The organism is Azonexus sp. GW821-FHT04F04 (genome assembly GCF_059420025.1).
Genome location: NZ_JBWKSX010000002.1, coordinates 104509 through 130124 on the forward strand (window position 1 = coordinate 104509; position 25616 = coordinate 130124).

Below are 25616 nucleotides of genomic sequence, written 5' to 3' on the forward strand. Positions count from 1 at the left end.
AAAACGGTGCTCCGGGGGACAAAGCACCACAAAGGAGACGTTGTTTTTAAGCGCGATCAGAACTGGTAGCTGTAGTCGATATAAAAACGGTGCTGTTCCCAGTCCTGTCTTGGCATTCCCTTGATGGTCGCTGTAGTCGAGCCATTCTCCACATGCGAGTCATAGTTCATGTAGATATAGCGCGCGCTCAGGTTTTTCACGAAGGGGATCGCGTACTGCAGATTGAATTCACGAAAGTTTTCAGAACCTACGGCTGAATTTTCCTTATTGCTGCTCTTGGCACCAGTACCACGGGCATACTTGAAACCAGCTTTCAAACCAGGCAGGTACTCTTTGAAATCGTAGGCTAGACGGACGGAACCTACCAATTCGTCTCGATTACTCATATCAGGCCCAAGTCCGGCTGAGGTCGGAAAAGGATTGCTTCCATGGTCTTGGGTCAAACTGCCAGTTTTCGTTGCATCAACAGCAAAATTGTCTTCAATCCAGAGGCCATCAAACTTCGCAACAGCAGCACCAAATGTAAAGTTGCTGACCTTCCATTCGCCATCGATGTATACGCCCAAGCCGTCGTTCGTAAGGCGTGAGGTTCCCGTACAGTCGAGCTCCTTCTCAGCCGAGCAGACAAACAGCGAACCCGCATCACGTGACGTGAACAATCCGCCTGAAATCTTTAGTGAGTTTTTGTCGAAAGGGATTGTGTAAGCACCGACCAGACCGAACTTCGACAAGTAATTCTTCGAATTCAGGTATTCGGCAGTTACCAACAGAGGACCATTCGCATATGAGGCACCGAAAATGCTGATGTAATCGATTGTATTGGCGACACCAACGGCCGTTGCCTCCGTTTTGAACTTTTCGAACTCACCGGTGCTCCGGGCACGCCACTGGTCATAGATGGCGCCATAGATGGTAAGTCCATCGATCGGCTTAACCAAGGCGCTGGCGCCGGAATAGGTATCAGGAACTGTCCGCGTGTTCGTGCTTTTCAGCAGCAAGCTATTCTGGAGCTGCCGACCAACTTTCAATTGGGCGATGTTCTGATACTTTAACTTGATCAGTGCTTGACCGGCTGTTACGTAAGAATCCTCAAGTTGTCCGTTATTGCCGACATCGACCAAGTTGCTGGTTGGCGTCCCGCTATCGCCAATTTTTGCGACACCGTAGAGCGAGGCATCGACCCCGATAAAGCTCGCCCAATATGGCGAAGCGTAATTAATCTGAACACCCAGAGCACTTTGCTCATAGCTGCTTGCCTTTGGGCTGGGGGTCGTACTGGTCGGGTACACCAGGCTTTCGTCGTTCCAATAAACCGCACGGGCCTTCAGTTCCAGCTTGTGTTCCCCTTCTGCGGCAAAGGCTGCTACCGGCAGCATCAGGCCAGCAATCAGCGCATGCAGCAGGTTTCTCTTGATTCTTTTACTCATTGTGACTCCTCCGTAAATTCCGATCTGCCATCCCAGATGGGGCAAACTCGACCAAGCTCACAACTCAGGAGTTGGTGAATTACAGTTTATGGAATCGATTAAATTGCGTGAAATGAATATACGGTCATTATTAATGCCAATATCGCATCAGTTTTCGACTTTCTGACTCATGCAGCCAAGCCCGCCTCTGTAGGTAGTAAAACGATACCCTTGAACAGTTTTCGGGCTGTCCGAATCAATCCAGCAGAGACGATGTCAGGCTCCGATGACGATAGTTCGCCATTGATGTGAAGCCTAATCTCCAAAGTACCAGCTGGCTGTTCAATCCGAACAAGGTTGGGCTCCGCGTCGTCTAGCCTGGCAACTCGATTCGCTACGGTTCCCGGCAGGACGCTGGCTGCGGACAAACAAAGGGCGCCTGTGACAGCATAGGCGGAATGGCAACTCCACGGCGTGAAGTAGCGCGAAGCAATAACACCCTTTCCTCGTGGTGATGCGACCAGCGCGATTTTTGGTAGGACCTTCCCTCGGACATCACCCATTCCTGCTTTTTCTGCAATCTGAAGGCGTATCGATTCGAGTCGGGCTTTCAAATTGCTGTCTGCATCCAGCTCTTTCTTGCTCTCATGCCCAGTCTTGCCCATGGCCTCAGCAGAGACGAAAACGAGAGGGGTCGCAAAATCGATCAAGGAAACCTCGACACCATCGATCACATCGAGTCTATTGCCAGTCGGAAACAAACGCCCAGTCTTCGCACCGGTTGCATTCTTGAAATTGAGTTCTATCGGGGCACCGCTACCAGGCACCCCATCGATTCTTGTTTCCCCATCATAGGTAACCATTCCACCAGGAGTTTGAATCCGCGCCTCGACGACTTTCTGCGTATTTATATTGAATATTCGTAAGGTGGTTACTGGTGAAACAGCGGAAACCAAGCCATTTTCAATAGCAAATGGCCCAACACCCGCCAGCATATTGCCGCAATTTGGTGTCGTATCGACAGTTGCCGTTTCCACAGAAACCTGAGCAAACAGGTAGTCGATATCAATACTTGGGCGTGTTGATTTGCTGACGATGACGACCTTACTGGTCAAGGTGTCGCCACCGCCGATGCCATCAATCTGTCGCACATGTGGAGAACCCATGGCGGCAAGCAGTAGTTGATCGCGGGCAATAGGATCAGCTGGCAGATCACTGGCGTGAAAATACGGCCCTTTGGATGTACCACCGCGCATCAAGGTACAGGGAATACTGAGCAACATAGCGATCATCTCCGAGGGTTAATGAGCGCTATTGTTTTACCTACAGACAACGACGTGAAGTGAATTAATTTGAAACACTATTGCGAATATCGCAACAGTTTTTATTCACGTCGCAACTTGCTCCCTGTTTCCCTCATGCACAAAGGCCCTGACATGAGTGAATGCCTCGCGAAAGTATGACTCGTATGTATCCCGCTCAACGAATCCGAGATGGGGGGTACAAAGGATCTGCGGCACGCCGAGATACTCGCGGACACCATCCGGTTCATCGGTAAAGACGTCCAGAGCGGCGGCACCTGGACGCCCCTTGCAGACAGCAGAAAGGAGCGCACCGGGGACCAGCAATTCTGCCCGGCTGGAATTAACCAGCAAGGCATCAGGCCGCAGGCAGGCCAGATCATCTTCGCCGATTAGATGTCGTGTTTCAGGGCACATTCTGAGATGCAAGGTCAGTACATCGAGTCGTTTCAGGAAGCCAGACCGGTCTGTGACAAACTCGAACCCGTCGGATGCTGCTGCTTGTTTCGATTGATCACGCCCATGCACCAGCACGGTCATGCCGAAAGCACGACCAATCGAGGCAACGCGCTTGCCGATTTTTCCGTAGCCCCAGATGCCAAGCGTTCGCCCGCTCACTACCCGCCCGAGCGATTCGTCTGCAATTTCCACAACACTACGCTGCCAGTTACCTTGCTTGAGCTGTTGGGTATACGGCACCAATCGACGCGATGCTGCCAGAATGAGGGCCCAGGTCAGTTCGGCCGGAGCAATCGGGTTGCCACTTCCATCCTTGACCGGAATCCCCCTTCTGCTGCATGCCTCGAGATCGATGCAGTTACTTAAGCGACCAGTCTGGACAATCAATCTCAATCGGGGCAGCGCCTCAATCAGGCTAGAAGAAATTCGGGTTCGTTCGCGGATTAGTACGAGGCAATCAGTTTGCGCAAGAATTTCGGCCAACCTCCCCTCCTCACGAACGTGTTCGGTGATGACTTCCAGATCGACATTCAGGCCGTCCAGAATGCGTACAGCGTCAAGATGGGCGACGACACCCTGATAGTCGTCGAGCACGGTAACTTTCGTCATGATTCTTTCCCCATATTTGGATGTTTGATGCCCAACCGCGCGTAGATCGGCCTCAAATACATGCGAAACAGTTCCAGCCGAAAAAAGAAGAACAGCGCAGCCGCGATCAGAAGGATCCCCATCAAGATCAAGGTCTCCCCCGGTCCGCAGTGATCGGCCAGCGCTCCGCTGACCAGACCGCCAAGTGCTGCGGAACCGAGATTGGCTGCGCTGTAGAGCGATAGCACACGGCCACGCAAGTGTTCGGGCACGATCGTTTGCAGGATCGTATTGCTCGAAGCGTTGCCGCTGACCAGAGCAAAACCGAGCAGAAACAACATCACGTTCGCCAACCAGATATCGCTGGACAAGGCAAAGGCTAGCAGCGAGAAAGCTGCCAGCAAATTAGCAAAAGCGACAGTGCCGCTCAGACCACGCACACTGCGGCGGCTGGCCAGCGTCAATGACGCCAGCAATGCCCCGGCCCCGGCACAACCCAGCAAAACCCCCAGTGCCCCCGGGCCACCGCGAAAGACATCGCGGGCGAATGCCGGCATCAGCGGAATGTAATTTGCAGCCAGGAAATTCAGCAGAGCCACCTGCCAGAGAATGTGGCGAACAGAAAAACTCTGTCGGACGAATGCCACTCCCTCGCACATCGCATCGCCGAAGGCGGCTGAACTGTGTGCTTGCGGGTTTGTCCGGAGATGTGACATGACGCCAATGATGGCGACAAAGGAAAGGGCATTCAGGGCGAAACACGCCGCCTCGGATGTTTGCGCGAGGATGGCACCGGCCAGCGGAGGGCCGATGAAACGTGCCAGATTGAAAAATAGGGAATTGAGGGCGATGGCGTTAGGCAAATCCTGCCGATCCTGCACCAGCTGACTGGTATAGGCATGGCGCAGGGGCACGTCGAAACTATTGAGAACGCCGAAGACTCCAGCCGCGACCAGAATATGCCAGGGGGTGACCAAGCCTGCCCAGGTCAGCACCGCCAGACATACCGCCTGCAGCAGCATGCCGAGTTGCACGAGCATCATCAGGTGCCGGATATTCGAACGGTCAATGATGATACCTGCCAAAGGCGAAACGACCAGTTGGGGTATTTGCGCCAGGAAAGCAACCATTCCGAGCAGCATTGCCGAACCGCTCAGTCGATAAACCAGCCACCCAAGTGCGACCTGCTGTATCCAGTTGCCGAGGATGGAAACCGCCTGGCCTGCAAAGTAGAGGCGATAGCTGGGCTGGCGCATGGCCCGCCAGGCATGAGCCCGGTGTTTCATGGATGAGCACCGGATGGCTTCAGCCATCCGGCGTTAGGGTAGGAGCACGGCATCGGTGGCTATACGGATGGGGCTACTCGGAACCCAGTTGCAGGTTGTTCGGCTGGCGCTTCTCTATCGACCACTTGAGCAGTGAAGCCGAGCGGAAGATGCCGTGGGCGAACTTGCCATAAGGCAGCGTAAGGAATAGCGCCATCACAACCCCGAGATGCACGGCCAGCAACAAACCCATGACCGCTGTGTCGCGCAGGCCGAGGAGCAGGAGTCCGGTCAGGCTGGTCAGGAAAAGGAGTGCGATGAAGCCGCGATCCATCGGCTTTTGTGCGACGTCACCATGCCAGGGATGGCGTTTGAGATTCAACCAAAGCAGGCCGGCCGGACCGACCAGCAAACCTATCCCGCCGGCGATGCCGAGGAGTACCGGCAGGCTGCTCACTGCGTAGGGCGCGTGCAGGTCGAGCAGGTAGTGGTAGAGCGTCGCTACGCTGGTTGCAGCGAAACACAGCATGAATCCGTAAAAAGTGAAGTGATGGAAGCGGCGACGCAATAGAGTGAAAGCATCGTCGGCATTATTGCAGCCCATGCCGTGACCGCCATCCAGATACTTCAGTTGCAACACGTTGCCAGCCGCCTCGGCACCAGCCTCGCCGCTAATCTTGCCGGGCGATATTTCACCCCAGAAGCGGCGTACACCGAGGGTCAAGGCGAGTACTGCGAAAGCGAAGACGGCACCGAACATCATGGCCAGCGTGTTGTGCGGAAAGATGGCGTAGAAGTTGCCAGCCAGCGGCGCATGCAGGATGCCACCGGTGACCTGCAAGGTCAGTATCAGGAACAGCGCCAGGCCAGCGGCCAGGGCCAGCGCCATCGTCAAACCGTTGTTCTTGTAAAGGCCGCCGAGAGCCTGTGGCCAGGCATAGCTGGCGTAGGTTTCTCCGCGTACCTTGGCCATTGCCTGCGGTACATTCACGGCAAACTCATGTGGCGGCGCGTACTGGCAGGCATGCAGGCAAGAGCCGCAGTTATGGCAGAGATTGGCAAGGTAATGGATGTCGGCCCTGCCGAATTCCAGCCGCCGGGTCATCGCCGGAAAAACGGCGCAGAAACCTTCGCAGTAGCGGCAGGCGTTGCAGATTGTCATGATGCGACCGACTTCAGCCTCCTTGTCGCTCAGGTGTACCTCGCCAATGGCCAATTCGCTGGCTTCGTTAACCAGTTGTTTAAGCGCCTGCATGTTGTGCTCCTTGCTTCAATGCTGCCTGGGCAGCCTGCGTACCGGCGATGCGCCCGAATACGGTGCCGATGGTCATGCCAACCCCGGCGGTGTAGCCCTTGCCGAGGACGTTACCGGCCATCATTTCGCCGGCAACAAAGAGGTTGTCACTGGGTTTTCCGGCGAAATGCACGGCAGCGTGCTCATTGACCTTCAAGCCGAGGTAAGTGAAGGTAATGCCCGGTTTCAGTGGATAGGCGTAGAACGGTGCCGTGTCGAGCGGCAGCGCCCAATGTGTCTTGGCGGGAGTAACGTCTTCGGTATGGCAGTCGTCGAGTGCCGTGTGGTCGAAGGTGCCAACCCGGCAGCCGGCGTTGTAATCGCCCACCGTGCGGACAAAGGCGTCTGCATCGAGGCCGAGCAGGCCGGCCAGTTCTTCCAGCGTATTGGCCTTGGCTCCGGGAAAAACCGGTGGCATGAACCGCCCGACCGCCTTGGCGTCGATGATCGAATAACCGACCTGTCCTGGTTGCTGGGCGACGAGGCGGCCCCAGATGGCGTAACGCTTCGGCCAGAAGTCCTCGCCTTCGTCGTAGAAACGCTGAGCGAACTTGTTCACCACGATGCCGAGCGAGACGCAGTCGATGCGGGTGCAGATGCCGCCATCGTAGAGTGGAGCGCGAGCATCGATAGCAACGCAATGCGACTGCGAAGGATCGCCAATGAAGTCGGCGCCAGCGCCCTGCATGGCCTTGAGCAGCACACCCTGATTGAAACGGGTGCCGCGGATGGCGAAATTGTCGGCGGGCCATTCGCCGTCGGCATTCTGTCCCCATGCCTCACGCAGCCATTCACGATTGGACTCGAAGCCGCCGGCAGCCATGACGCAAGCTTTGGCGGTAATGCGTTGGCCACCGACCCAGGCTGCCTGGAAAGTGCCGTCAACGACTTCCATACGGTCAACCGGAGATTTATAGCGAATTTCAACGCCCAGCGCTTCGGCGCTGCGATAGTAGGCGTTGACCAGGGCTTTGCCGCCACCCATGAAGAAGGCATTGGTCCGCGACAGCTGCAGCGTGCCCGACAACGAGGGCTGGAAATGTACGCCGTGCCTGCGCATCCAGCTCCGGCACTTGGAGGATTCCCGGATCGCCAGGCGGGCCAGTTGTTCGTTGGTATTGCCCCCGGTGACTTTGAGCAGATCCTGCCAGAACTCCTCTTCCGGGTAAGCGTCAGTCAGCACGTCCTGTGGCGCGTCGTGCATGCAGCGCAAGTTGCGGGTATGGCTGGAATTGCCGCCACGACGATCACTTGGCGCCGCTTCCAGTAGCAGCACCGAGGCGCCGGCCTCACGGGCCATCAGGGCGGCGCACAGCGCTGCGTTGCCGCCGCCAATGACCAGCACATCGACGTCCTTGGAATTGTTGTCACTCATCATTCGCTCCTTTGAGCCCTTGTTGTTTTCAGCGAAGACACTATCGCGCATCGATGCGGCAAGACCCTAAGCCGTTCCGACATTCCCCTATCTCGATTCGAGATACCCACGCGTAACGCCCTTCCAGCGACCGTCGTCAACCAGTTGCGCGGCGACCTGGCGGAGCACACCGCGAGTCGCCAGGGCCGCCGGCGACAGTTCGTCGTCGGAGAGGCTGCACAGCAGGTTGCGCCGCGAGGTGCCGGCATCAGTAATTTCCGCCCAGCGCAGCCGGCTGTCCGCTTCCTGTTGGCGAGCCAGAGCCGACCACGGTTGCAGCGTAGTGGCCATGCCGGCCGCCACCATGTCCATCAGCACATACAGCGAATCAACTTCGGCGACGATATTGGGCTGCTGGTCCAAACTGCCGAAGGCCGCATCAATCACCCGGCGCAGTCCGTGCCGATGGGTCGGCAGAACCAGCGGCGTATCGGCAATGGCAGCCAGTGTCGTCGGCAGTTGTTCAATCCCGCTCCGGGCACCGCAGACAAAAAATAGCCGTTCGTCGAGCAGATGCAGGACAGTCCAGCGCCGAGCCTGGTCGGCACCGAAAAGTACGGCGAGGTCGATTTCGCGGGCATTGAGCATCTGCCCAAGATGTCCCGACATGCCCTCGACCAGATGGATACGGATATCCGGGTACTGCGTCTGCATTGCCTGCAGTAGCGGAACACCAAGTACGCCGGCAGTGGTCGGCGCCAGGCCCACACCAACGACACCAGAAAGGCGCGATTGCCGAGCCGCCAGCATCGCCTCGTCGGCATGGCGCAGGGCAAGTTGCGCATGGGAGAGGAAGGCAATGCCGGCATCGGTCGGTATGACGCCGCTCGGCGTCCGTTGCAACAGTCGCGTCGCCAGTTCGCCTTCGAGGCGCTGGATTTGCAGGCTGACGGCAGACTGCGCGACGCCCAGATCGAGCGCCGCCTGGCTGATGCTGCCCAGTTCGATTGTCCGCACCAGGTAACGCAGTTGCCGCAGTTCCATCGCCGCCCCCTTAGCCTTGCCGGGCCTTGCGTTGCAGCACCTTGTCCACCATCACGCCGGCTTGGCCGAGATAGTTGGTCGGATCGCAAAGCCTGGCCAGCGCCGCGCGATCAAGGTGCGGACTGATTTCCGGATGCTCGGCCAGCAGGTCGAGCAGCGGGCGATTGCTCTTGATCGCCGTGCGGCACAGGTCGTAGACCAGGTCGTGGGCGTATTCGCGACCGATATATGGGCCCAGGCCCATCATCACGGCTTCCGACATGACCAGGCCATTGGTCAGTTCGATGTTGGCGATCATCGCCGCCGGATCGACTTCGAGACCTTCGAGCACGAAGCGCGTCTGCTTGAGGGCGCCAGCGGTCAGGCAGAAAGCTTCCGGTAGCGCGATCCATTCGATTTCCCAGGGGCCGGTCGAGCGCTCATGGTCGGCGACCATGGCGTCCATCAGGGAGGCCGAATGCTGACGGACCACCGAAATGGCGGCGTGGATGTAGCAGCTCGAAATCGGGTTGCGCTTCTGCGGCATGGTGCTGCTCGAGCCACGGCCCGGCGCGAAGGGCTCGAAGACCTCGGCCACTTCGTGCTGCATCATCAGCTTGACGTCCATCGCGATCTTGCCGAGCGAACCGCCGACCAGGCCGAGGAAGGCGCCGACTTCGGCAATGGTATCGCGCACCGTATGCCAGGCGATATCGGGTTGGGCCAAGCCGAGTTCGGCCATCAGGCCGGCCTGGGTTTCCATCGCACCGCTTTCGATCGAGGCCAGGGTGCCGCAGGCGCCGCCGAATTCGCCCATCAGGACGCGCGGCCGAAGCTGCTGCAGGCGTTCGCGATGGCGCTCCATGCCGGCCAGGATGGCGGCTGTCTTGAAACCGAAGGTGACCGGAATGGCCTGTTGCAGATTGCTGCGACCGATCACCGGGGTGTCGCGATAGCGTTTGGAGAGGTCGGCCAGCGCGGCGCAGATGGCGTTCAGTTCAGCCTCGACCAGATCGAGGCCTTCGCGGATCTGCATGACGGTGGCCGTGTCGGTGATGTCCTGCGTCGTCGCGCCCCAGTGGCAATATTCGCCGAGGCGGTCGCGGCACAGCGCATTCAGTTGCGAAACGACGCCAAGTACCGGGTAGCCAATGCGCTCAGTCTGGGCACGCAGCTTGTCCATGTCGATCTTGTCGATGTCGCAGTTGCGGACGATCTCGTCGGCCGCTTCCTGCGGAATGATGCCGAGGCGGCCCTGGACGACGGCCAGCGCCCGCTCAATGTCGAGGTATTTTTCCGTGCGGTTGCGGTCGGACCAGACCTGACGCATGGCGTCGGTGCTGAAGATATTGCCGAAGATACTAGAGTCGATGATGCTCGCGCCCATGATGATGTCTCCTGATTCAATGTTGGGAAAGATGGCTGTTCTTTAGTTCGTTGTTCAGCTACAAGTCGTTGCCGTGCTGCGCGCCATGATGGCCTCGGCTTTGAGAACCACTGGCCGATCGACCATCTTTCCGTCGACCTGGACTGCTCCGGACGATGTTTCGGCAGCGGCCAGAACCATCCGGGCCCAAACCACTTCGTGTTCAGTCGGCCGGCTGAGTCGCTCGACAACTTCGACCTGCTTCGGATGGATACACATCTTGGCGGTGCAGCCAAAGGCACGGGCAAACGCAAAATCGGCCTCAGTCCGCGCCAGATCATCAAGACTCGGTGTGACGCCGGCAATCGGCGGCGCCAGTTCTGCCGAGCGGGATGCGATGGCAATCTTGCTGTAGGGATAGATCAGCCCCAGTTCGTCGCCCGAAAGATTGAGGTCAGCCGCATAGTCGAGGGTGCCGAAGGCGATGCGCTGCACGCCTTCGGCCAGCGCGATCTGATCAATGTTGTTGATGCCGCGCGCCGACTCGACGAGTGCGACGATCGCAACGGCCGGGTTGGTGGCGGCAATAGTCATCGTTACCTGCTCGGCAAATTCCGTCTTCGGCAACATGACCTGCGTGAGACCCGCCGCCTTGATCATAGACAGATCGTCGGCATACCAGGGCGACAGGGCGTCGTTGATGCGTACGACCAGGCGTTCGGGAGCAACCCCAGCCGTTCGCACCCAGTTGGCGATGGCTTGGCGTGCAGCGGCCTTGTCGTCAGGGGCCACCGCATCCTCGAGATCGAGAATGATCGCCCCCGCTCCGGTGGCCAGCGCCTTGGCGAAGCGCTCGGGACGATTACCCGGTACAAACAGGTAGCTGACTGGCAGCATCAGATGGCTCCAGCAGCACGCAGCTCGGCGATGGCGTCGGCCGAATAGCCCAGCTTGCCAAGGATGGCCTCGGTGTGCTGACCGAGTGCCGGCACGGCATCCATGCGCGGCTCGCATTCCGTCCACGAACCGGGCGGCAGCAGTGCCGGGACCTTGCCGACCGCGGTGTCGATTTCGCGCCAGCGATTGCGTCCCTTCAGTTGCGGGTGATCCCAGACATCCTGCATCGTATTGAGATGGGCGTTGGCAATCTGGGCGCTTTCCAGGCGCTCGATGACTTGTTCTACGGTCAACCCGGAAAAAACCTCAATAATGATATTTCTCAATTCTTCACGAGCTGCGCTGCGCTTTGAATTGGAAGAAAAGCGCTCTTCCTTGCCCAGTTCGGGACGCAGCAGAACCTTGTCGCAGAAGGCGGCCCACTCGCGCTCGTTCTGCAGGCCGAGCATGACGTTCTTGCCGTCGCCGGCCGGGAACGGCCCGTAGGGGTAGATCGTCGCGTGGCTGGCGCCGGTGCGGCGCGGCGGCGTAGCGCCGTCGATGGCGTAGTAGAGCGGATAATTCATCCACTCGACCAGGCTTTCCAGCATGGAGATGTCGAGGTGCTGGCCGCGCCCGGTGATCTGCTTTTGCAACAGGGCAGCGAGGATATTGCTGTAGGCGTACATGCCCGCCGAAATGTCGGCAATCGACGGCCCGGCCTTCGAAGGTTCATCCTCGGTACCGGTTACCGAGACAAAGCCCGATTCACTCTGGATCAACAGGTCGTAGGCCTTCTTGTCGCGGTACGGACCGTCGTTGCCATAGCCGGAAATGTCGCAAACAATGATACCGGGCTTGATCGCAGACAGTGCCTCGTAGGACAAACCCAGACGGGCAGCGGCGCCGGGCGCCAGATTCTGGACCAAGATGTCGGCTTCTTCGGCAACCAGGCGCTGCAGGATTTTCTGCGCTTCCGGATGCTTGACGTCGAGGGTCAGGCTTTCCTTCGAGCGGTTGGTCCACACGAAATGCGAGGCCAGGCCATGCACACGCTCGTCGTAGCCGCGGGCGAAATCGCCAACACCGGGGCGCTCGACCTTGATGACGCGAGCGCCGAGGTCAGCCAGCTGGCGGGTGGCGAACGGGCCGGCAATGGCGTGTTCGAGGGTAATAACGGTAATGCCTTCCAACGGTCTCATTCTGCGCTCCTTATTTCAGCACGGCCGTGGCGTCCATCGTCAGCCAGCCTTCATGGTCTTCGGCCCATAGATGGATCGTCTTGCCGTCGGCGCTCGGGGTGCCGTTGACAAAGAAATGGTTGATATCGAAAGTCGGCCGCACGGCACGGAATTCGAACTTGGCAACTTCTGCATCCGGCATCTGGTGGCGGAGCAGATCGAGCAATAGTGTGGCGATCATCGGGCCGTGCACGATCAGGCCGGGATAGCCCTCGACCTCGGTCACGTATTTGCGGTCGTAGTGAATGCGGTGGCCGTTGAAAGTCAGCGCCGAGTAACGGAAGAGCAGCACATCGTCCGGCACCCACTTGGTTCGCCAGACGGGGTCCGGGTAGGAGGCCTTCGGCGGTGGTGCGACGTCGTTCGGGCTGGCCAGTTCGCGGTAGACGATGTCGTGGAATTCGGTCAGCGCGACGGCACTCTCGCCTGCACGGCGCAATTCATGGCGAACCTTGACGAAAACCAGCGGGCCGGTGCGGCCGCTTTTCTCGGTGACGTCGTGGATGGTCGATGTCCGGGTCACCGTCTCGCCGATGTGCAGCGGCGAATGGAACTCGAACTGGCTGCCAGCCCACATGCGGCGCGGCAGCGGTACCGGCGGCAGGAAACCGCCGCGCTTGGCATGGCCGTCGGCGCCGATTTCGGACTGACGATGCAGCGGCAGGAAATACAGCCAGTGCCACAGCGCCGGCAGCGCGGTGCCGTTGGCGGGGCGTTCAGCCGGCCGGTCAAACGTGGCCGACAGTGCAGCATAGGGGGTGGCCGTGAAGAGATCGGTAACTTCTTCGGAGCGGCCGATCCAGTCTTTCAGGTTCATTGTTCAGACTCCTCGGGAATTGGGGAATTGGTTCGTTGAAAACGGGACCTCACCCGAAGGCGGCATCCCGGTTTTTGATCAAAGCATGCCGAGTTGCTGCGGCAACCAGAGCGAGAGGCCAGGCCAGTAGGTAACGAGGCCGAGGAAGCCGAGCATGGCGAGCAGCCACGGCCAGACGGCAACGGTCAGTTCGGTAATGCCCATTTTGGTGATGCCGGACGCAACATAGAGGTTGAGACCAACCGGCGGGTGGCACATGCCGACTTCCATGTTCACCACCATCAGGATGCCGAAGTGGATCGGGTGGATGCCCAGCGCGACGGCCACAGGGAAGAGCAGCGGCGCGAAGATCAGGACAATCGACGACGGCTCCATGAAGTTACCGGCGAGCAGCAGGATAATGTTCACCGCCAGCAGGAAGGTGATCACACCGAAACCTTGGCTCAGCATCCAGTCAGCCAGCGATTGCGGGATGCTCTCGTTGGTCATGATGAAAGAGAACAACACGGCATTGGTGATGATGTAGAGCAGCATCGCCGACATGTTGGCCGAATTAAGCAACACCCTCGGCACATCCTTGAGGCTCAGATCCTTGTAGATGAAAATTGCGCAGATAAAGGCGTAGACCGCAGACATGGCTGCCGCTTCGGTCGGTGTGAAGATGCCGCTGTAGATACCGCCCATCACCACGAAAATCAGCAGCAGCCCCCAGGCGGAAGCGCGGAAGGCAGCCCAGCGCTCGCTCCAGGTCGCCTTCGGCTGACGCGGGTAGTTGTACTTGCGGGCGCGGTACCAGGTGACACCGCCAAGCACGCCGGCCAGTGCCAGTCCAGGGATGACGCCGGCCATGAACAAGGCCCCGACCGAGGTGTTAGTTGCCACCGAGAACATGACCATGCAGATGGACGGTGGGATCAGGATGCCGAGGGCGCCGGAGGTCGTAATCACACCAGCCCCGAAACGCGCCGGGAAGCCGGCCTTGACCATAGCAGGCAACAGAATGGAACCAATTGCCACCACGGTTGCCGGACTGGAGCCAGAAACTGCAGCGAACAGCGCACAGGCCAGTACACCAGCCAGACCAAGGCCGCCGTACCAATGACCGACCATCGACGAGGCGAAATTGATCATCCGTTTGGCTACACCGCCGTGAGTCAGGAAGTTGCCGGCCAGGATGAAGAACGGAATGGCCATGATCTCGAACTTCTCGATGCCGGTGAACAGCTTCAGCGCCACCGACTCAAGCGGCACCTGGGTCATCGTGAAGAGGAAGGTCAGAACGGTCAGGCCGAGCGAAATTGAAATCGGCATACCGGTCAGCATCAGGACGGCCAATAGGCCAAAAATTACGAGTGCGGTCATTTCGGTTCTCCTCCGAGATCTTCCTTGCGCCGATCGGCGTCCACCGGCTTCTCTTCAGTGCGGCGGTTCTCGCCCAACATCGTGTGTGTCAAATCATGCGGATGCAGGTTGTCATCCAGGCCATATACATCGACATCGACCGGCAGGACTTCATCGTCCAGGCCATCGACATGGCCGTGATCGTGGTGCGGCAGTTCGCCGGTACGGATGAACGAGACGCACACTTGCAGAAAGCGGAAGCACATCAGCGAAGTGCCAAGTGGGATGGCGCTATAGACCACCCATGTCTGCCACTCCAGGTCAGGCGTGGTCGGGCCTTCCATTACATCAGTAAGATCAAGGCCAAACAGGTTGTAGAAGGCGTAATGCGCACCGTTCTCCCAAACAAAATGGGTACCCATGTAGGCAACGATGCCGGTGAAGGTGGCACCAGCGAGCAGACCGAAAATGATGAACTTCGAGCGATTGCTGTCGTTCATGCGATTGATCAGCACATCAACCCCGACGTGGATACCGGTGCGAACGCCGTAGGCGGCACCAAACTTGGCCATCCAGACGAAGAGGATGATGGTCAGTTCCTGCGCCCAGCTCATGTTGATCGAGAGCAGCAGATCCTGCAGACCGGGGATGGCAAACCCGGACATGTAGCGATGGACCACCGCCGCGAAGGTGATGAGTGTTGCCACGCCGATCAGCAGCGTAATGAGCAACTCTTCCAATTTATCGAGAAATTTCATATTTCCCCCGTTGAGAGTAAAACAATCGGGCGGCGCACGAGCCCCGCCGGATGGCTATGCGGCTTACTTGGGCTGACCGGTTTCCTTGCGGATGGCGTCAATCAGTTCTTTGCCGATACGCGGCGCCAATTCATCCTGGACCGGCAGTAGGGTCTTGACCCAGCGAGCTTTTTCATCCGCGGTCGGGGAGTAGATGGTGCTCTTGCCGGAAGCCTTGATGGCAGCCATGGCCTTGGCTTCATCCTCTTCCGCAACCTTGTCGTTGAAGTCTGTAGCGTCCTTCATGGCAGCGGTGATTTCGGGCTTGATATCAGCCGGCAACTTCTCCCAGAAGGCCTTGTTCATCACGACGACATAGCCGCTGTAGGTGTGGCTGGTCAGCGTGATGTGCTTTTGCACCTCATATTGTTTCTGGGTATAGAGGTTGGCCAGATTGCCGTCGGCGCCGTCCACTACACCTGTCTGCAGCGCTTGGTAGACTTCGGAGAAAGCCATGGTCTGCGGCAGTCCGCCGATCGCCTTGATGATGGCCTGGTTCACCTTGGACGAGTTGATCCGAATCTTCTGGCCCTTGGCTTCTTCCGGCGTACGGATCGGCTTATTCGAACTGAGCACGCGGAATCCCGCATCCCAGTAGGAAAGACCAACCATGCCGCGGGGTTCGAGCTTCTTCAGCAGGGAAGCGCCGATCGGACCACGTGTGACGCGATGCAGGGCGGCTTCATCCGGGAAAATATAGGGAAGGTCGAAAGCCTCGAATTCCTTGACGCCGGCCGGGCCAAACTTGCCTGCCACCGGTGCGAGCATCTGTACGCTGCCCATCTGCAGAGCTTCGAGTTCTTCCTTGTCCTTGTACAGAGTCGAGTTGGCGAAGACCTCGACCTTGACCCGGCCCTTGGTGCGTTTCTCAACCTGTTGCTTGAAGTGTTCGGCCGCCTGGCCCTTCGGTGTATCAATTGCAGCAACGTGCGAGAACTTGATCAGGATAGGCTCCTGAGCATAGGCAAAACCAGAAAAAGCAAGGCCGATAACGGCGGACAAAGTAACGATGGGTTTCATGGGTTGTCTCCTCAATGATTGATTTAGTACCGCACGATGGCGGCAATAGAACTGGGTTAGGAACTAGGCTGCTTCAGGAATGATTTCTTGTGTTTTGGGCTTGATACAGTGGTCCGCAACGAAGACCTCCCCTGCAAGCAGAGGACGTGCGGAAGTCAGCAGTGCTGCGCCGACCAGTTTGGGTACGCCAGTCCAGGGATCGGCGGCGGATACGACATTGCAGTTCATTTTCCCGCTCGGATGCTCAATGACAATGCGCTGCGAGTCGTTTTGATCAAGTTCTGCCAGCTCTTCGGCAATCGTATCTGGCGTGTGGCAGGCTGCAGCGAGTGCCATAGCTCCGGTAGCAGCAAAGACTGGGTGGCAATTGGATGAAACGAAATAGCGTGAAGCAATCGTTCCGCCATCACGCGGCGGAGCGATGATGGCAACCTTGGGAACGCCTAGATCGGGGGCATCTGACAACCCCATGAGCCGGGCGGCGGCAGCACGAACTTCTTCGAGACGCCCCAGGAATATCGGATCTCCATCCAATTCTTGCTTGCTCTCGCCTCCGCTCTTGCCCAGTGACCCAGCCTTGATAAATACAGTGGGAATGGCGAAATCAATGCAGGTCACCGGCATACCCAAGATCAGGTCTTGAGGTGAACCGGTCGGCAACAGGCGGCCAGTACGAGTGCCTGTCGGGTCAAAGAATTGCAGCGAGATAGGTGCGCACTTTCCTGGGACGCCATCCAGTTCAAAGTTGCCAGCGTAGGAAACCTGACCACCCGGCGTTTGCACCGTCGCCTCAACAACTTTCTGGCTATTGGTGTTGAGAATACGAACTTTGGTGACCGGGCTGCCAGACTTTACCAACCCCTGCTCAATAGCAAACGGGGCTACACCAGCCAGCATGTTGCCGCTATTGGGAAGGATATCAACCTGGTCGCGCGCCACAGAAACCTGAACAAACAGGTATTCGACATCAGCATCCTTCTGCAAGGATGGGCCGACAATCACGACTTTGCTGGAGTGATCGTTTCCCCCACCCATTCCGTCAATCTGGCGAGCATCGGGCGAACCCATTGCCGCAAGCAAGAGGCGGTCACGCGCGGCCGGATCTGCAGGCAGGTCTTTGGCAAGGAAAAACAATCCTTTGGACGAACCACCTCGCATCAGTACGCAGGGAATACGCAAAATCTTGTCTCCTGTTCAGCTTCATGTTTTGTTAAGTTGAATAGTAGTGAAACCATTGCCCGTTTTGAAATGCAATAAATTTGATTTTTATTGCGTAAAACGCATATATTCTCAGCAAAGAAAACTGATGGACTAAGGCAAATGCCGAGCTCAGCAAACACAAAGGCCGATATGCCAGAGATGGGAGACGAGAGATGAAAATAGACTTCGACGGTATTCAAGCATTCGTCGTAATCGCGGAGCTGGGTGGCTTCAACAAGGCAGCTGAACACCTTCATGTGACACAGACCGCCCTGACCCGCCGGGTCCAAAAACTGGAGGCATATCTAGGACTGAGATTGCTTGATCGAACTACACGCTATGTCGAGCTGACCGCAGTTGGTCGAGAGTTTTTGCCCCAGGCGAGAGCCATCGTGAACGAAATGACGTCGGCTGTTGGTCGTCTCAAGGACATGTCCAAGAATGCAAAGGGCAACTTTACGCTGGCTTGTGTGCCGACCATGGCCGCACACATCCTGCCAAATCTGATCCGGGAATATTCCAAGATCTGCCCGCAAAATCGAATTCGCTTGCTTGATGCAACCTCTTACGAGGTCAGGGATTCAGTGCTAAACAGCCAGGCAGAACTAGGTATAGGCATTCACGGCGAGCAACATCCTGATGTGCTTGAAACCCCGCTTTTCGACGATCCGTTGATGTTTTTTTGCAGAGATTCAAACCCCCTCAGCGAGATGAAATCAGTAACGTGGTCAGATATGAGCGGCGCCGATCTGATTGTTGTCAGCAATCTGACTGCAACGCGGGTTTTCATGGACTACCAACTGGCAAAACGAGGCATTAGCCTGAGTGGCTCCTACGAGGTACAGCATCACGCGACTGCGATCAGCCTAGTCGCCGCAGGCGTCGGTTGCGCAATCCTGCCCGCCTCGACATTCAAGGAGGGTGACAGGCCAGGTGTCCGGAAGATCCCGTTGGTTAGTCCCGTTGTAAAGCGCAAGGTTATTCTTATCCAGCGAAAGAACACGAGCCTCTCTCCAGCAGCAGAGGCATTTTGTGACTTGATCAAGGCAAATAACTTTGATGGATAACCAAGCCTGCGTCTGATTTGCAACTCGTCGCGAACTGCTTCAACACTGACATTCAATGGCAGCAACGGCCGACAAACCTCGAGATGACCATTCCTACGGTCAACCGGAAAAAGCGCCCGAATTTGAAATGGCGACTCCCCGGATGGCAATGGCGAAGAGGTATGCGTGATGGTCGCGGCGTCGCTCACCCTCACGTCTGAACGTTCGGCATTTCGTGTCCCCTTGAGCAGCATTATTGCGGATGGCGATGGCGCAGCGCAGAATTGGGCGGCATACCTCCTGCGGAATCTCCGATGAAGTCGGCGTTAATTCGAAAACTGTTTGTCGATGCGCACACCGCCGGTGGCCAACCCGGCAATACGGAATTTTCCTGGGCGGCGGTTGGGCACGAATTGGGCACCGCAGCGGATGGCGAGATCAACATCGCCCAGTTGGCGGTAGATCGCCACGCCCATTCGGCCCGAGCCGACAAAACCGCCTTCCGCTTTCTGGGCGCCGATGGCAAGACCCGCGACGTCAGCTATCGCGAACTCGCCAAGCTGACTGACCGCTTCGGCAATGCGCTCAAATCGCTGGGCGTGGCGAAAGGTGATTGCGTATTTGTGCTCTGCGGCCGCATCTGCGAGCTTTACGTCGCCGTGCTCGGCGCGCTCAAGATCGGCGCAGTGGTCTCGCCGCTGTTTCAGTCCTTCGGCCCGGAGCCGATTCGCAGCCGCATCGCCCAGGCAACCGGCAAGGTCCTGGTCACCACGGCCAGCGCCTATCAGCGCAAGGTCGCTGCACTTCGCCCGGAGCTCCCCTCGCTCCAGCATGTGCTGCTGGTCGATGACCTCGGCACCGGCGCATTTGCGGATACGCTGGACCTCCACGCCCTGCTCGGCGCCGCGCCGGATACCCCGGCGCTGGTGCCGACCGGCCCGGAAGACCGGGCCCTGCTGCATTTCACCAGCGGCACGACCGGCCTGCCGAAGGGCGCCATTCACGTCCATGGCGCCGTGCTGACGCACTTCGCCACGGCGCGGACCGCACTCGACCTGCAGCCGGACGACGTGTTCTGGTGCACGGCTGATCCGGGCTGGGTGACCGGCACTTCGTACGGCATCATTGCCCCGCTGGTGCTGGGCGTGACGAGCATCGTCGATGAGGCCGATTTCGACCCGCTGCGCTGGATTCACCTTCTTGAAAACGAACGGGTCAATGTCTGGTACACCGCGCCGACGGCGATCCGGCTGCTCATGAAAGCCGGCCCCGAACTGTTTGCCGGCCACCGTTTTCCCGACTTGCGCTTCATTGCCAGTGTCGGCGAGGCGCTCAACCCGGAAGCGGTGTGCTGGGGCCTCGAAGCCTTCGGCCGGCCGATCCACGATAACTGGTGGCAGAGCGAAACCGGCGGCATCATGATCGCCAACACCGCCGCGCTGGACATCAAGCCCGGCTCGATGGGCCGCCCGCTGCCGGGCATTGCCGCCCATGTCGTTCGCCACCAGGCGGGCGAGCCGGTCACGGTCATCGAAACGCCCGAGACGGTCGGCGAACTGGCGCTGGAAACTGGCTGGCCATCGATGTTTCGCGGCTACCTGAACCAGCCCGAGCGCTACCGCGAGTGCTTTGCCGGCAATCTCTACCTGACCGGCGATCTGGTGCGGCGCGATGCCGATGGCTATTTCTGGTTCGTCGGCCGCAGCGACGATGTGATCAAATCGTCCGGCCATCTGATCGGCTCGTTCGAGGTGGAAAGCGTGTTGATGGAACACCCGGCAGTGGCCGAGGCGGGCGTCATCGGCAAGCCGGATGCGCTGGCCGGCGAGGTGATCAAGGCCTTCGTCGTTCTCAAGCAGCACATCGCGCCGAGCGAAGACCTGCTGCTCGAATTGATGGGCCACGCCCGTCGGCGGCTCGGGGCAGCTGTGGCGCCGAAGGAAATTGCATTCGTGCCGGCCCTGCCACATACTCGAAGTGGAAAAATCATGCGCCGGCTCCTCAAGGCAAGGGAACTCGGACTGCCCGAAGGCGACAGTTCGACGCTGGAACAAGCCGAGGCGCAGCGGGAGAAAAAATGAGTCAGCAGCAAGAACAAATCCGCACGGCCGTGCTCGCCATCGTCAAGCGCCTGGCCCCGGAAATTGATCCAGCCAAGATCATCGCCGACAAGCCCCTGCGCACCCAGATCGATCTGGATTCGATGGACTGGCTCAACGTGCTGGCCACCATCCACGAAAAGCTGGGCGTCGACATTCCCGAAACCGATTACGGCAAGGTCCAGACGCTGGACAGCATCGTCGCCTACCTGGCCGGAAAAATCCCCGCCGACTCACTGGAGTAAGCCGTGGCCGACTATCCCGCCGAACTCGTCCGCAACCGCTTTCTGTTTGACGGCAGCCCGGTCACCATCCGCCCTATCCGCGCCGATGACAAGCCGCTGGAACAGGATTTCGTCCAGCACCTTTCCGCCGACTCGCGCTACAAGCGCTTCATGTCCACACTCAAGGAGCTGCCGCCCGGCAAGCTCAAGTACCTGACCGAAATCGACTACGTCCGCCATCTGGCGCTGGTCGCCATCATCCAGCGCGACGGGCAGGACGTCGAGATCGGCGTGGCACGCTATGTCGCAGGCCCAAGCGGCGACGAATGCGAATTCGCCATCGCCATCGACGACGCCTGGCAAGGCAGCGGCGTCGCCGGCATCCTGATGCTGACGCTGATCGACGCCGCCCGGACGCGCGGCATGAAAAAGATGGAAGCCTTCATCCTTGCCTCCAACGACAAGATGATCAAATTCGCCCGCCAGCTCGGCTTCGATGTCCGCCGCGACGCCGACGACCCGGGGATGATGCACGCCGTGCGCTCGCTGTAAAAACGCGGTCAACCGCGCTTGCCACGGTCAACCGGAAAAAACGGCCAAAATTCAAATCTGCCGAAAATAAAAGGCGAGATAAGCCACGTACGTCAGGCTTCGACTTTCGAATACCCCCGGTGATTTTTGTATAAATAGGCATTCAACAGGGTGGTCGAAAAGATAACGGGCACGTAAAGAATGATGGCGCCGGACAATTCGGGTTTATTGAGAATCGAATTGGCCATCAGTAAAGCCAGCGGCACGTTGTGGATGCTGACCTCGTTGGCAATGGCGAATCCGAAATCGTCTGCCAGATTCGATAGTCTCGACACATACACACCGAGAAAAACCATGGCTATCGAAAACACGACCAGGGCGGGAACGGCATCCTGATAACCGGCATAGACCGCATCCCTATTCACAACCAGAATGATCAGAATCGTACCGACCAGCAGAAACAAGGTGCTGTGGTGCGTGGCCTGACGTATCCGCTGAACGGCGCGCGGCGCAAACTGGTTAAGGGTGATGCCGATCACAATCGGAATAAGGATGATGAATAACAAGTGCTTCACCGTGTCGGCAAAAGGAAGCGCCAAACCGCTGTCTTTTCCCGAAATCAGAACAAAGCCCAAATCCGCAATCAGCGGTGCGGTAAAGACGCAAAGTAGACCGTTGATCACCGTCAGGGATATTGAAAGATCGATCCGGGCCTTGGCGTAATGGACGATGGCGTTGGCCACCGGCCCGCCCGGGCTGGCAGCAATCAGGATGATCGCCAAGGCGACTTCCGGCGAATCCTTCAGAAACCACGCGATCCCGAAGGCCACGAGCGGGACGCCGATGTTTTGAATCAATAGTCCGACGAAAATCGGCCGAGGCGAGCGCATTAAGCGAAGCCACTGGGCACACGAAAAATCCAGGCCTATGCAAAACATCATCATGAAGACGCAGGCCGAGAGCAAGGTTTGCAAGTCGCGATTCCTCAAATAGTCCGTATTCACGGGCCGGGTTGATAGTTCCTCTCAACGGTTGCCCCTGCTTTGACCCATGTTCCGGCCCGGCATGAATGTCGGCAATCGGTCGGGAATCGAGCAACCTTAGGCCTATCAAGTCTCCAAATCGAATACCTAAAGCGAAACACATCGATACCTAAAAGGTATTGAGACAGGAGACTCCAATACCACGGTTTTCAACCAATCGCAATCCGTTACGGAGAATTTTTCATTCGTTTCACCAGGCGGCACAGCCGTGAGTTAAACATTGTGCAACGCATTTCGCTGACTAGTATTGCACTACCTGCACAGCAGGAAATCAATCAGCCCGCAGCAACAAGACAGTGCTGAACGTCGAATCCAATGGAGGAGTTCTTAATGCGAAATAAATTAATCGCCCTGGCCGTGGCGACCGTACCGATCGGTCAGGCGCTGGCTCAATCGAATGTCCAAATCTATGGACTGGCCGATGTGGCCTACGTCAACACCAATTACGGGGGCAACAAGAAAACCCAAAATGCCATCGACTCCACGGTGCTCGATGGCTCGCACATCGGCTTTCGCGGTTCGGAGGATCTCGGCAACGATTTGAAGGCCATTTTTGCCCTGGAGTACCGGATCGATCTGGATAGCAACACCGGCATCGGCTCGGACAACCCGACCCGGGTTGTCGCCCGTCAGCAATATGTCGGCTTGACCGGCGGATTCGGGACGCTGGTCGCCGGCCGCCTCCAGGCGGCGGTGTTCCAATGGCTGGGCGGACTGGGTCCGGCGACGGAACTGGTCGGATCGCCAGCCCTTGGCGCCCACCACCTGGTCGGCATGAACGGCGGATTTTTCAGCGCCACGGGACGTTTAAACAATGCCATTGGCTATACATCTCCAGCCTATGCCGGAATAACGCTCGGTCTGGCGCATGGCCGACTGACGGAAAGAGCGTCAATCACCGGCAATGCCGATTCGGCGATCAATCAGGCCGCCATCAGTTACAAAAAAGGTCCGTTCACAGCCGGGTTTGCCTGGTCGCGCGCATCCGATTGGACACTGGGCGAGACGGGAACGATCGGCCCCGGATACATCGTCGGCACGACAAGCGCGCCCACCGCCGACGGCATATCCGCCGGATATGGCCGCAGTATTCAGGGGCATGCACTGACGGAAATCGGACTCCGTGCCGGCTACGATTTCGGGGTCGTGAAGGTCATGGCGATCCACCAGACCATGGACAATTTTGCGCCAACGGCGATGCGGAATTACAAAGACAAGAAGAACGTCATTTCGGTGGTCGTCCCCGTTTCGACCGGAAAGATTGTCGGCGAATACGCCAAGGCCAACATGGAGTCCCTGCCCGACGCCAAGGCCTACACCTTGATGTATCAACACAATCTGTCCAAGCGCTCGGCGCTGTACGGTGCCTTCGCCAGATTCGACTCGGCTGGTCCCGCCACCTCCGACTACAACCGTTTTGCTTTCGGAATGCTCCACCGCTTCTGACAGCAGGCATCTCGACAACCTGCCTCCCTGACGAGGCAGAAAAATTCCATTTTTACCCCGGCTCCGCCCCCGTGGGCCAGTCTGGCGGTAACGTTGAAAGGAACTCGATCATGAACCCCAAACGCGCAAATCCCATCCGCAACAAGCTGTTCTCGGCCTTTCTGACCGGCGCCGTATTCGTCGGCTCGGCTGCCTGGCACGCCCCGGCCGAGGCGGCCAAACAACCGAACATTCTGCTCATCCTGGCTGACGACCTGGGCTATACCGACCTGGGTAGTTTCGGCAGTGAAATTGCCACGCCGAACATCGACAAGCTGGCCAAAACGGGCGTCAAGATGACCCAGTTTTACGCCTCGCCGTTCTGTTCACCGACCCGAGCCATGCTGCTCTCGGGAACCGACAATCACCTGGCCGGCTTCGGCGACATGGCGGAACTGATGACCGCCGAGCAGAAAGGTAAGCCGGGTTATGAGGGTTATCTCAACGATCGCGTCGTGCCGATGGCGCAAGTTCTCAAGGATGCCGGCTACCGAACCGCCATGGCGGGAAAGTGGCACCTCGGCGTTCCCGAACAATTCAGCCCGGCCAATCGCGGGTTCGATCAATCGTATGTCCTGACCATGGGTGGATCAAGCCATTGGGACGACCAGGGAGGCATCATCGCGATCGATCCGAAGAAGCCAATTCGCGCCGTTTATCGGGAGAACGGCAAAGCGGTCGATATCCCCAAGTGCTTCTACTCCTCGGAATTCTTTGCCAGCAAGCTGATTGATTACCTGAAAAGCGAGGAAGACAGCGGGAAACCCTTCTTCGGCTACCTCGCCTTCACCGCTCCACACTGGCCGTTACATGCGCCTGACGTGGATATCGCCAAGTACGAGGGGCGTTACAAGGAAGGCTACGACAAACTGCGCAAGGAGCGCCTCGAGCGCATGAAGAAGCTGGGCATGCTGCCGAAGGATGCGAAGGTTTATGAAGGTCATCCGAGTTGGCCCAAGTGGGACACCCTGACCACGGCGCAAAAGGAATCGGAAGCGAAACGCATGGCGGTTTATGCGGCGATGGTCGACAACATGGATCGGCAAATCGGGCGGGTCATGGATTACCTGAAGGAAACCAAGCAGCTGGACAATACCTACGTCTTCTTCCTGTCCGACAACGGCGCCGATGGCAATTCCGTATACGACGTCGCGAATACCCGCGAATGGATTCACAACGACATGGATAACAGCACCAACCATATCGGCAAGCAAGGTTCGTTTGCCGAATATGGTCCAAGTTGGGCGCAGGTCGGTTCTACGCCATTCAAGCTCTACAAATCGTTCATGTACGAGGGTGGCATTTCCGTACCGGCGATCGTCTGGGGGCCCGGACTGCAGAAAGGGACGGTCAAGCAGAGCCTGGCGCATGTAACGGATATTGCGCCGACCGTCTACGAACTGGCGGGGACGAAGCATCCTGGCACCGAATACAACGGCAAGCCGGTCTTGCCCTTGCGCGGCAAATCAATGGTGGCTTTCCTCAAGGGCAATCAGCCCGCGGTTCACGAGAAGTCTGAAGCCATCGGTTGGGAACTCGGCGGACGCAAGGCTTTGCGCAAAGGCGACTGGAAGATCGTCTATGCCAACAAACAGTGGGGAACCGGCGACTGGGAGTTGTATAACGTCGCCAAGGACCGTACGGAAAGCATGAATCTGGCTGCGACCAACCCCGCCAAGTTGAAGGAGATGCTGGAAGCCTGGAATAGCTACGTGGCCGAAACCGGAACGCTGGAGATTCCGAACCTGGCAGAGCGTCCCGGCTACAGTAACGGCGCCAAGTATTACGACGATCTAGCCATTGAGGCAGCCCAGGAACCACGTTCGAAATAAGCCGTTTG

22 protein-coding genes are annotated in these 25616 nt (G+C 58.1%); 6 read left to right on the forward strand and 16 right to left on the reverse strand.

Features of this window, described 5'->3' with window-relative positions:
• Positions 1 to 56 precede the first annotated feature (56 nt).
• From AC07TV_RS05880 to AC07TV_RS05950, 15 genes are all read right to left on the reverse strand, one after another.
• Complete coding sequence (locus AC07TV_RS05880; RefSeq protein WP_494647468.1) at positions 57 to 1427, reverse strand: OprD family outer membrane porin; 1371 nt, start codon at positions 1425 to 1427, stop codon at positions 57 to 59.
• A gap of 167 nt (positions 1428 to 1594) precedes the next feature.
• The gene (locus tag AC07TV_RS05885; protein ID WP_494647469.1) at positions 1595 to 2689 is read right to left on the reverse strand and encodes a 4-oxalomesaconate tautomerase; all 1095 of its coding nucleotides are present in this window, start codon (positions 2687 to 2689) and stop codon (positions 1595 to 1597) included.
• A gap of 105 nt (positions 2690 to 2794) precedes the next feature.
• The gene (locus AC07TV_RS05890) at positions 2795 to 3775 is read right to left on the reverse strand and encodes a D-2-hydroxyacid dehydrogenase family protein (protein WP_494647470.1); all 981 of its coding nucleotides are present in this window, start codon (positions 3773 to 3775) and stop codon (positions 2795 to 2797) included.
• Positions 3772 to 5010, reverse strand: a complete 1239-nt coding sequence (locus tag AC07TV_RS05895) for an MFS transporter (protein ID WP_494647471.1) — start codon at positions 5008 to 5010, stop codon at positions 3772 to 3774. The genes AC07TV_RS05890 and AC07TV_RS05895 overlap by 4 nt, the downstream gene beginning before the upstream one ends.
• Positions 5011 to 5113: 103 nt before the next feature.
• Positions 5114 to 6274, reverse strand: a complete 1161-nt coding sequence (gene tcuB, locus AC07TV_RS05900; RefSeq protein ID WP_494647472.1) for a tricarballylate utilization 4Fe-4S protein TcuB — start codon at positions 6272 to 6274, stop codon at positions 5114 to 5116.
• Positions 6261 to 7688: an FAD-dependent tricarballylate dehydrogenase TcuA gene (tcuA, locus tag AC07TV_RS05905; RefSeq protein WP_494647473.1), complete on the reverse strand. Its 1428-nt coding sequence runs from the start codon at positions 7686 to 7688 to the stop codon at positions 6261 to 6263. The genes tcuB and tcuA overlap by 14 nt, the downstream gene beginning before the upstream one ends.
• A gap of 87 nt (positions 7689 to 7775) precedes the next feature.
• Positions 7776 to 8711, reverse strand: a complete 936-nt coding sequence (locus AC07TV_RS05910; protein WP_494647474.1) for a LysR family transcriptional regulator — start codon at positions 8709 to 8711, stop codon at positions 7776 to 7778.
• A 10-nt stretch (positions 8712 to 8721) separates the two neighbouring features.
• Positions 8722 to 10077: a class-II fumarase/aspartase family protein gene (locus AC07TV_RS05915; protein ID WP_494647475.1), complete on the reverse strand. Its 1356-nt coding sequence runs from the start codon at positions 10075 to 10077 to the stop codon at positions 8722 to 8724.
• 54 nt (positions 10078 to 10131) lie between these two features.
• Entirely contained in the window at positions 10132 to 10953 is an 822-nt protein-coding gene (locus AC07TV_RS05920) for an HpcH/HpaI aldolase/citrate lyase family protein (protein ID WP_494647476.1), read from the reverse strand.
• Positions 10953 to 12134 carry a CaiB/BaiF CoA transferase family protein gene (locus AC07TV_RS05925; protein ID WP_494647477.1) on the reverse strand — a complete coding sequence of 394 codons (1182 nt, stop codon included), beginning with the start codon at positions 12132 to 12134 and terminating at the stop codon, positions 10953 to 10955. The genes AC07TV_RS05920 and AC07TV_RS05925 overlap by 1 nt, the downstream gene beginning before the upstream one ends.
• 10 nt (positions 12135 to 12144) lie before the next feature.
• Positions 12145 to 12990, reverse strand: a complete 846-nt coding sequence (locus AC07TV_RS05930; RefSeq protein WP_494647478.1) for an HTD2 family dehydratase — start codon at positions 12988 to 12990, stop codon at positions 12145 to 12147.
• A gap of 78 nt (positions 12991 to 13068) precedes the next feature.
• Complete coding sequence (locus AC07TV_RS05935; RefSeq protein WP_494647479.1) at positions 13069 to 14352, reverse strand: TRAP transporter large permease; 1284 nt, start codon at positions 14350 to 14352, stop codon at positions 13069 to 13071.
• Positions 14349 to 15089, reverse strand: a complete 741-nt coding sequence (locus AC07TV_RS05940) for a TRAP transporter small permease (protein WP_494647480.1) — start codon at positions 15087 to 15089, stop codon at positions 14349 to 14351. The genes AC07TV_RS05935 and AC07TV_RS05940 overlap by 4 nt, the downstream gene beginning before the upstream one ends.
• Before the next feature lie 63 nt (positions 15090 to 15152).
• On the reverse strand, positions 15153 to 16148 hold the full coding sequence (locus tag AC07TV_RS05945) for a DctP family TRAP transporter solute-binding subunit (RefSeq protein WP_494647481.1): 996 nt from the start codon (positions 16146 to 16148) through the stop codon (positions 15153 to 15155).
• A 63-nt stretch (positions 16149 to 16211) separates the two neighbouring features.
• Positions 16212 to 17327: a 2-methylaconitate cis-trans isomerase PrpF family protein gene (locus AC07TV_RS05950; RefSeq protein ID WP_494647482.1), complete on the reverse strand. Its 1116-nt coding sequence runs from the start codon at positions 17325 to 17327 to the stop codon at positions 16212 to 16214.
• A gap of 194 nt (positions 17328 to 17521) precedes the next feature.
• Here AC07TV_RS05950 and AC07TV_RS05955 point away from each other — a divergent pair, with 194 nt between their 5' ends.
• The 4 genes from AC07TV_RS05955 (at position 17522) to AC07TV_RS05970 (ending at position 21269) form a co-directional block, all read left to right on the forward strand.
• On the forward strand, positions 17522 to 18415 hold the full coding sequence (locus AC07TV_RS05955) for a LysR family transcriptional regulator (RefSeq protein ID WP_494647483.1): 894 nt from the start codon (positions 17522 to 17524) through the stop codon (positions 18413 to 18415).
• 293 nt (positions 18416 to 18708) lie between these two features.
• Positions 18709 to 20475, forward strand: a complete 1767-nt coding sequence (acsA, locus tag AC07TV_RS05960) for an acetate--CoA ligase (RefSeq protein ID WP_494647484.1) — start codon at positions 18709 to 18711, stop codon at positions 20473 to 20475.
• Positions 20472 to 20738, forward strand: a complete 267-nt coding sequence (locus tag AC07TV_RS05965) for an acyl carrier protein (RefSeq protein ID WP_494647485.1) — start codon at positions 20472 to 20474, stop codon at positions 20736 to 20738. Before acsA ends, AC07TV_RS05965 begins: the two co-directional genes overlap by 4 nt.
• 3 nt (positions 20739 to 20741) lie before the next feature.
• Entirely contained in the window at positions 20742 to 21269 is a 528-nt protein-coding gene (locus AC07TV_RS05970; protein WP_494647486.1) for a GNAT family N-acetyltransferase, read from the forward strand.
• Positions 21270 to 21361: 92 nt separating this feature from the next.
• Here the strand turns inward: AC07TV_RS05970 and AC07TV_RS05975 are convergent, their stop codons facing one another.
• Complete coding sequence (locus tag AC07TV_RS05975) at positions 21362 to 22252, reverse strand: bile acid:sodium symporter family protein (protein WP_494647487.1); 891 nt, start codon at positions 22250 to 22252, stop codon at positions 21362 to 21364.
• Positions 22253 to 22621: 369 nt separating this feature from the next.
• Here AC07TV_RS05975 and AC07TV_RS05980 point away from each other — a divergent pair, with 369 nt between their 5' ends.
• Both AC07TV_RS05980 and AC07TV_RS05985 read left to right on the forward strand, forming a co-directional pair.
• Complete coding sequence (locus tag AC07TV_RS05980; protein WP_494647488.1) at positions 22622 to 23737, forward strand: porin; 1116 nt, start codon at positions 22622 to 22624, stop codon at positions 23735 to 23737.
• Positions 23738 to 23847: 110 nt separating this feature from the next.
• The gene (locus tag AC07TV_RS05985) at positions 23848 to 25608 is read left to right on the forward strand and encodes an arylsulfatase (RefSeq protein WP_494647489.1); all 1761 of its coding nucleotides are present in this window, start codon (positions 23848 to 23850) and stop codon (positions 25606 to 25608) included.
• Positions 25609 to 25616 lie beyond the last annotated feature (8 nt).

Bases quoted from the DNA above. Each gene is read 5' to 3' on its own strand.
- tcuA (WP_494647473.1), bottom strand. From the start codon at position 7,688: ATGAGTGACAACAATTCCAAGGACGTCGATGTGCTGGTCATTGGCGGC.
- AC07TV_RS05985 (WP_494647489.1), top strand. From the start codon at position 23,848: ATGAACCCCAAACGCGCAAATCCCATCCGCAACAAGCTGTTCTCGGCC.
- AC07TV_RS05955 (WP_494647483.1), top strand. From the start codon at position 17,522: ATGAAAATAGACTTCGACGGTATTCAAGCATTCGTCGTAATCGCGGAG.
- AC07TV_RS05945 (WP_494647481.1), bottom strand. From the start codon at position 16,148: ATGAAACCCATCGTTACTTTGTCCGCCGTTATCGGCCTTGCTTTTTCT.
- AC07TV_RS05915 (WP_494647475.1), bottom strand. From the start codon at position 10,077: ATGGGCGCGAGCATCATCGACTCTAGTATCTTCGGCAATATCTTCAGC.
- AC07TV_RS05925 (WP_494647477.1), bottom strand. From the start codon at position 12,134: ATGAGACCGTTGGAAGGCATTACCGTTATTACCCTCGAACACGCCATT.
- AC07TV_RS05885 (WP_494647469.1), bottom strand. From the start codon at position 2,689: ATGTTGCTCAGTATTCCCTGTACCTTGATGCGCGGTGGTACATCCAAA.
- AC07TV_RS05980 (WP_494647488.1), top strand. From the start codon at position 22,622: ATGCGAAATAAATTAATCGCCCTGGCCGTGGCGACCGTACCGATCGGT.
- AC07TV_RS05930 (WP_494647478.1), bottom strand. From the start codon at position 12,990: ATGAACCTGAAAGACTGGATCGGCCGCTCCGAAGAAGTTACCGATCTC.
- AC07TV_RS05940 (WP_494647480.1), bottom strand. From the start codon at position 15,089: ATGAAATTTCTCGATAAATTGGAAGAGTTGCTCATTACGCTGCTGATC.
- acsA (WP_494647484.1), top strand. From the start codon at position 18,709: ATGAAGTCGGCGTTAATTCGAAAACTGTTTGTCGATGCGCACACCGCC.
- AC07TV_RS05965 (WP_494647485.1), top strand. From the start codon at position 20,472: ATGAGTCAGCAGCAAGAACAAATCCGCACGGCCGTGCTCGCCATCGTC.
- AC07TV_RS05910 (WP_494647474.1), bottom strand. From the start codon at position 8,711: ATGGAACTGCGGCAACTGCGTTACCTGGTGCGGACAATCGAACTGGGC.
- tcuB (WP_494647472.1), bottom strand. From the start codon at position 6,274: ATGCAGGCGCTTAAACAACTGGTTAACGAAGCCAGCGAATTGGCCATT.
- AC07TV_RS05895 (WP_494647471.1), bottom strand. From the start codon at position 5,010: ATGCGCCAGCCCAGCTATCGCCTCTACTTTGCAGGCCAGGCGGTTTCC.
- AC07TV_RS05880 (WP_494647468.1), bottom strand. From the start codon at position 1,427: ATGAGTAAAAGAATCAAGAGAAACCTGCTGCATGCGCTGATTGCTGGC.
- AC07TV_RS05890 (WP_494647470.1), bottom strand. From the start codon at position 3,775: ATGACGAAAGTTACCGTGCTCGACGACTATCAGGGTGTCGTCGCCCAT.
- AC07TV_RS05935 (WP_494647479.1), bottom strand. From the start codon at position 14,352: ATGACCGCACTCGTAATTTTTGGCCTATTGGCCGTCCTGATGCTGACC.
- AC07TV_RS05920 (WP_494647476.1), bottom strand. From the start codon at position 10,953: ATGCTGCCAGTCAGCTACCTGTTTGTACCGGGTAATCGTCCCGAGCGC.